The 6,657-nt window shown below is 71.5% G+C and carries 6 protein-coding genes and 1 pseudogene; 2 read left to right on the top strand and 5 right to left on the bottom strand.

Annotated features, from left to right (window positions below):
- Window positions 1-306 precede the first annotated feature (306 nt).
- The 5 genes from B9G38_RS13275 to B9G38_RS13255 form a co-directional block, all read right to left on the bottom strand.
- Window positions 307-1,290 carry a replication factor C small subunit gene (locus tag B9G38_RS13275; RefSeq protein ID WP_086220669.1) on the bottom strand — a complete coding sequence of 328 codons (984 nt, stop codon included), beginning with the start codon at window positions 1,288-1,290 and terminating at the stop codon, window positions 307-309.
- Window positions 1,291-1,351: 61 nt separating this feature from the next.
- Window positions 1,352-1,606 carry a hypothetical protein gene (locus B9G38_RS13270; RefSeq protein ID WP_026046160.1) on the bottom strand — a complete coding sequence of 85 codons (255 nt, stop codon included), beginning with the start codon at window positions 1,604-1,606 and terminating at the stop codon, window positions 1,352-1,354.
- Between the two features lie 72 nt (window positions 1,607-1,678).
- Window positions 1,679-2,626, bottom strand: a complete 948-nt coding sequence (locus B9G38_RS13265) for an electron transfer flavoprotein subunit alpha/FixB family protein (protein WP_086220668.1) — start codon at window positions 2,624-2,626, stop codon at window positions 1,679-1,681.
- Window positions 2,623-3,411 carry an electron transfer flavoprotein subunit beta/FixA family protein gene (locus B9G38_RS13260; RefSeq protein WP_086220667.1) on the bottom strand — a complete coding sequence of 263 codons (789 nt, stop codon included), beginning with the start codon at window positions 3,409-3,411 and terminating at the stop codon, window positions 2,623-2,625. Before B9G38_RS13260 ends, B9G38_RS13265 begins: the two co-directional genes overlap by 4 nt.
- A gap of 120 nt (window positions 3,412-3,531) precedes the next feature.
- Complete coding sequence (locus B9G38_RS13255) at window positions 3,532-4,917, bottom strand: hypothetical protein (RefSeq protein ID WP_086220666.1); 1,386 nt, start codon at window positions 4,915-4,917, stop codon at window positions 3,532-3,534.
- Between the two features lie 185 nt (window positions 4,918-5,102).
- Here B9G38_RS13255 and B9G38_RS13250 point away from each other — a divergent pair, with 185 nt between their 5' ends.
- Window positions 5,103-6,449 (top strand): hypothetical protein, encoded by a 1,347-nt coding sequence (locus B9G38_RS13250; protein ID WP_086220665.1) that lies wholly within the window; start codon window positions 5,103-5,105, stop codon window positions 6,447-6,449.
- Between the two features lie 94 nt (window positions 6,450-6,543).
- Window positions 6,544-6,657, top strand: a pseudogene (locus B9G38_RS13245) (type IV pilin); the annotation flags it as partial.

Genomic DNA, 6,657 nt, shown 5'->3' with positions numbered 1-6,657 from the left:
GGGCGGGGCGGGACTCAAAGAGGCAGTCGCGAGGCGGGCGCAGGCGACGTAAGCACCGCAACGAGGGAGCGGTAGCGACCGAGTGAGGAGCGTGGTTCGAGACGCCTTCGGCGTCTCGTCATCCCGAAAATCGAAGATTTTCGGGCGACAGCGAGCGTGCGCCCGCCTCGGGGCTGGGGCTTTGGCGGTGTTCGCCGCCGATCTGCGATCAGATATTTATAAACGAGCGGCTGGGGCTTTGGCGGTGTTCGTCATCCGTCCGCGGCCGACTGTTTATAAATGAACGAGCGGAGATCCGCCCTCAGTCTATTCGTCTAATGATAGCGCCGCGAGCAGCGACTCCAGCTGGACCTGCTCGTTGGCGCCCTCCGCGATCCGGTAGTCGGCCTCGCCGATGCGCTCCATGAGCCGCACCGCCTCGCGCTCGCTCAGCTCGAACTCCCAGACGGAGCGGTGGAGCTGGTCGATCACGTCGCCGCCGGCCATCCCCGTCTCCGTGAGCAGCGTGTCGAGCGTCGAGCGCGCCCGCGCGAAGTCGCCGTCCAGCGCGTCGGTCACCATCGACTCGATCTCCTCCGGGCGGGCCGTCGCCGTGATCGCGTACACGGCCTCCTCGTCGACGACGTCGCCGGTCGTCGCCGCCGCCTGGAGCGAGTTGATCGCGCGGCGCATGTCGCCGTCGGCCGCGTACACGAGGGCGTCGACGCCCGCGTCGGTCACCTCGATCCCCTCCGCGGCGGCGATCTCGCGGACCATCCCGCCGACCGCCTCGTCCGACAGCGGCGAGAAGCGGAAGACGGCGCAGCGCGACTGGATCGGGTCGATGATCTTCGACGAGTAGTTACACGAGAGGATGAAGCGTGTGTTGTCGGAGAACTGCTCCATCGTGCGGCGGAGCGCTGACTGTGCATCATCCGTGAGGCTGTCGGACTCGTCGAGAAACACGATCCGGAAGTCGCCGCCGAACGAGGAGCGCGCGAACCCCTTGATCCGGTCGCGGACGACGTCGATGCCGCGCTGGTCGGAGGCGTTCAGTTCCAGGAAGTTGCCGCGCCAGTTGTCCTCGCCGTAGATCTCGCGGGCGATGGCGGTGGCGGCGGTGGTTTTTCCTACGCCCGCAGGCCCTGAAAAGAGAAGGTGGGGCACGTCGTCCTGCGCGATGTAGCTCTGGAGGCGCTCGACGATCTCCTCCTGTCCGTGGATGTCGTCGAGCGTCTGCGGCCGGTACTTCTCGATCCAGATCTCCCGGCCGGTCGCGGTCGCAGCCGTCTGCTCGTCGGCCTCGCTCATTGCCCGATCGGAGGGTCGGCGGGGTGATAAACGAACCGAGACCGACCCGCCCCCTTCGGTGTCACTCGCTTCGGGAGAGCCGCTGGAGCTCGTAGGCGAACACCCAGACGCCCATCAGGACGCCGAGAGGCACGACAACTTCGGCGATCTCCCGCGACACCGGCAGCTCCGCGACGTCGACGAGCAGGTGCGTGGTCGTCGCGGCCATCTGCGCGAACAGCTCGTACTCCTCGCGGATCGTGTTCGTCAGCATCGAGCCGACGACGAGCATCACCATCGCGGCGACGCCGTGGATCGTCCCCCGAATATGTGGCATAGTCGTCACATCCGAGACGAGTGTGATAGGTGTTTCTCCGGCCCGGTCTCCCGGGTCAACTCGCCGACGCGCTCACTCGAACTCGCCGACGAGTTCGGGCACCACGTCGAAGAGGTCGCCGACGATCCCGTAGTCGGCGATGTCGAAGATGGGCGCGTTCGGGTCGGTGTTGATCGCGATTATCGTGTCCGACCCCTTCATGCCGGCGACGTGCTGGACCGCGCCGGAGATGCCGACCGCGATGTACACGTCCGGCGTGACGACCTTGCCCGACTGGCCGACCTGCCGGTTCTTCGGCAGCCACCCGTTGTCGACGATCGGCCGCGACGCCGACAGCGTCGCGCCGAGCGCGTCCGCGAGCTCCTCGACCAGTTCGAGGTTCTCCTCCTCCTCGATGCCGCGGCCGACCGAGACGAGCACGTCGGCGTCCGCGATGTCGACGTCGCCGCCGCCGACCTCCTCGAAGCCCGTGACGCGGGCGCCCGACTCGGGGATGTCGACCTCGGCCGTCTCGACGGTCGCGTCGCCGACCCCGTCGGCGGGCGGCCACTCGCCGCCGCGGGCCGTGAGGACGAACCGGTCGCCGGCGACGTCGACGGTCGTCTCGACCTTCGAGCCGTACATCTCGCGGGTGACGGTGAGCCCGTCGTCGTAGTCGATCCCGACCGCGTCGGTCACGATCGGCACGCCGAGGTCCTCCGCGAGCGCCGGCGCGTAGTCGAGGCCGTTGACGGAGTTGGGCAGCACCACCGCCCCGACGTCGAGCCGGTCCGCGAGCGTCGACACCGCCGCCTGGTACGCGTTGTGGTCGAACTCCTCGCCGTCGGCGACGGCGTGGATCGCGTCGACGCCCTCGCGGTTCAGCTCCTCCGCGAACCGGTCGACGTCGCCCGCGACGACGGCCACGTGGAGGTCGGTGTCGCGCGCGTCGGCGAGCTCCCGCCCGGCCGTGATCGCTTCGTACGAGACGTCTCGGAGCTCTCCGCGGCGGTGTTCGGCGGCGACGAGCACGCTCATCACGCGCCCACCCCCTTGTCCCGCAGGACCTCGGCAAGGCGGCTCGCGGACTCTCCGGCGTCGCCCTCGATGATCTCCGCGTCCGACTCGCTCTCCGGCTCGTACATCTCGGTGACCGTCAGCGCGCTCTCGACGTCGGCGGCCTCCAGCCCGAGGTCGGCCAAGTCCTTCGCGGCGATCTCCTTGCGCTGCGCCTGCCGGATCCCGCGGAGGCTCGCGTACCGCGGCTCGTTGAGGCCGGTCTGGACCGTCAACACCGCCGGGAGGTCGACGTCTGTCAGCTCCTCGACGCCGCCCTCGAGCTCGCGGTGGACGTGCGCGACGCCCGCGTCCGCGTCGACGTCGAGGTTGTTGACGACCGCCGCGTGTTCGAACCCGATCCGCTCCGCGAGCGCGACGCCAGTCGCGCCGAAGCCGGTGTCCGCGGCCTGAACGCCGCCGAGGATCAGGTCCGGCTCCTCCTCGTCGACGACCGCTTCGAACAGGTCGACCTTCGAGGCCACGTCCGCGAACCCGCCGTCGAGCGCGTCGTCCCAGACGCGGACCGCGCGGTCCGCGCCCTTCGCGAGCGCCATCCGGATCGTCTCCTCGGCGCGCTCCGGGCCGACCGTGACGGTCACGACCTCGTCCGCGATCCCGGCCTCGGCGAGCTGGACGGCGGCCTCGACGGCGTAGTCGTCCCACTCGTTGAGGTCGTACTCGAGGTCGGACTCGGCGATGTCGGTCCCTTCGATCGCGAAGTCGTCGTCCGCCTCCGCGACCTCCTTGACGGTCACCAGAACTTTCATGATCAATACTCGGTCGCTCGCCCTGTAATGGTTTTCGGAACGGTCGACGGCAGATTAGCGGTTTCCGTTCGGTCGGGTCGACGTTCGGCCCGGCAGCCCCCGCGGCCGGAACCGGTCTCGCTACTCGTCGGCGTCGCTGCGACCGTCCCCGCCGCCGGCGTCGCCGCCGTCCCCGTCGTCGCCCTCCGCTTCCGCGCCGTCGGGCAGCGAGATGAGGTTCTCACGGCCCAGTCGGAGCTTCTCGACGCGCCCCTCGTCGGCCATCGCCGAGAGCAGCTGCGACACCTTCGCGTCGGACCAGCCGGTCTCGGCGACGATGTCGGCCTGCCGCATCCGGCCTCCGTTCGCGTCGAGGAGCCGCTCGACGCGCTCCTCGTCCGAGAGCAGCGAGAGGTCCGGCTCGTCGTCGCCGGCGTCGTCCTCCTCGGCGGGGTCGCCGACGGCGTCGGTTCCGGGCACGCCGCCCGCGCTCGGGTCGGCGGCGGGGTCCCGCTCGGCGCCGTTCGGCGCCGACCCGTCGCCGTTCGCGACCGGACTCCCGGCGCCGTCTCCGTCGGGGTTGATCCGGCGGTAGCCGACGACGCTCCCGGCGACGAGGGCCGCCGCGAGCACGATTGCGGCCGTCAACATCGCCCAGGGCGGCCCGCCGACGTCCGCGGGGCCGTACACTATCACCACGGGCTCGCCCCCCTCGAACGTCTGGGGCCCCTCGACGATCACGTCGCCGTCCGAGAGCTGCGTCACGGCGCTGCTCGGCGTGCCCGTCACCGTGTACCCCTCCGGCGTCGCCACCTCCAGGGTCTGGCGCGACTCGAGGCTGCGGAGCCACGTCTCGTTGCCCGGCGTCGTCAGCGCGTCACCGAGGACGAGGCTCTCGCCGTCCTGCGCGAGGAACGACGTCCAGGTGAACCGCAGCCGGAGCTCGCCGACCGCGACCGCCTCCTCCGTGGCGACGTCGAACTCGCCCGGGTCCTCGTACACCTCGACCTCGCGCTCGACGTCTCGGATCGCCATCGACCGGTCGACGTTCCGGCTCGCCTCGCGGCGGAACCCCTCGAACAGCTCGGCGTTCGGGCCGACCTCGCCCTCCTCGAAGCGATCGCCCGCGGCCCTGAACACTGCGGTCTCGTTTTCGTCCGCCAGCGAGTACCGCACCGCGACGGTCCAGTCGGCGCTGCGGTCGGGATTCAGCGCGATTCGGATCCGCGTCGCCGACGGCGACGTGATGCCGTCGCCGGTCTGTCGGCGGGTCGTCGTCGAGGGGCCCTCGACCGCGTCGCGGATCGGCGTGCCGTCCGCGGCGAGGGTGGAGGTGCCGTCCGCGGCGAGGGTGGAGGTGCCGTCCGCGGCGAGGGTGGAGGTGCCGTCCGCGGCGAGGGTGGAGGTGCCGTCCGCGGCGAGGGTAGAGGGAGTCGTAGCCGCGCCGGCCGCCGCGCCGCCGGCGTTCGCGACGAGCGCGAACGCGACGAGCGCGACGAGGAGCGCGCGAAGGGCGGGGTTCCGCATACGTCTCGGTCACTCCCGCGCCGGGCAAAACGCTTTCCATACGCTATTTTTTGACACGACGCCCGGCCGAACGTCCGCTCCTCCTCGCCCACGGAATCGCCCACGACGGCGCCGTCGACCCGGACCACGCCGGCGGTCGACCGCAGTGGGTGGATTTTTTGTACCGCGCGCCGAACCCGCAGACGATGAGAGCCCTCCCGATCGCCGTGGTCGCAGTGCTGCTGCTCGTGGCCCCGGTCGCCGGCGTCACCGCCCCGGGCGCCGGCGTCACCGCCCCGGGCGCCGTCTCGCCGTCCGCCGGCTCGGCGCCGTCCGCCGGCTCGGCGCCGCCCGTCGACTTCCCGCAGGCGGCCGATCCCGCCGCCTCGACCGATCCGCCGTCGACGACCGCCGGACAGGCGGCGCCGCAGATCGACACGGCGAACCTCACGCTGCGGACGCTCTCGACGCCGGCCGAAGCGACGACGCGCGTCAGCGCGTACACCCGCGGCCCCGACCTCGGGTCGTCGCTCGGGTTCGCGACCGCCGACGCGGACGCCGCCTTCGAGACGGCGGCCGTCGTCGACCGGATCGAACGCGCCGAGGCGGGCGTCGAGCGCCAACAGCAGATCCTCGCGGAGATCAACCGCGTCGAGCGCGCGGAGGTGGCGTTGGCCAGCCGGCAGGCGAACGCCTTCAGCGCGCACGCGGCCGGGGAGATCAGCGACCGCGAGCTCGTCGACGACCTCGTCCGCGTGGCCGCGACCGCCCGCGAGTACGACGAGCGGCTCGACGAGATCGACGCCCTCGCCGAGGAGACGGACGGATTCAGCTCCCCCGGCCGGCTCGACGAGCTCCAAGTGGCGCTTCAGGCGTACGAGGGACCGGTCCGCGATCACGCGCTCGCGACCGCTCGCGGACAGTCCGGCCCGAACGAGCTGTACGTCGCGTCGAGTCAGGGCGCCGTCGTGCTCGCGGCGATCGTCGACGGCGAGTACGTCCGCGAGGCGTTCCGGACGGACCGCTGGGACCGCGGCGGCGGCGACATCTCGAACGACGCGGCGATCGCGGTGACCGAGGCGGCCTACCCCGAGACGGCGGCGCTCCGCGAGCCGGACGCCTTCGGCGCCGGCTCGGTCCAGCGGATCACCATCCCGCACGAGGTCGGAACCCTCCGGACGTTCGTCAGCGGCGGTACCGAGCGGGTGTTCGTCGAACACCAGCGCATCGACCTGTCCGCGTTCCCCGACAGCGAACCGGTCACGGCGTCCGGCGACGGGTTCAACGTCACCGTCGACCGGACCTACCCGGGCGGCCCCGTCACCGTGACCGTCCTCGACGACGAGACGGGCGAGCCGGCCCCCGACGTCACCGTCACCAAGTCCGTCGGCAACGGCGACAGTCAGGCCATCGGCACGACCGACGAGAACGGGGTCGTCCGGACGCTCTCTCCGGCCGAGACGTACCGCATCACGGTCGTCGACGAGCCCCGCGTCGTCGTCCTCGGCGACATCGAACCCCTCCCGGTCCCGCGCCCCGTCGTCGAGGTCTGACGCGGCTCGGCTCCGGAGCCCGCTGGCGGGACCTTTTACCGGATCCCGCCGCAGTGCCGCCGTGCCACCAGCCGTTCACCGCGCCGACGGAGGGATGGCGCCCGTCGCGGGCGTCCTGCTCATCGCCATCACGGTCGTGTTGGCCGGCGGTGTCGCGGCCGCCGCGCTCGACGGCCCGGGCGCGACGGCGCCGCCGTCGCGCCCGGGC

Source organism: Halorubrum sp. SD612, assembly GCF_002135005.1.
This window is presented reverse-complemented; position numbering and strand designations above follow the sequence as displayed.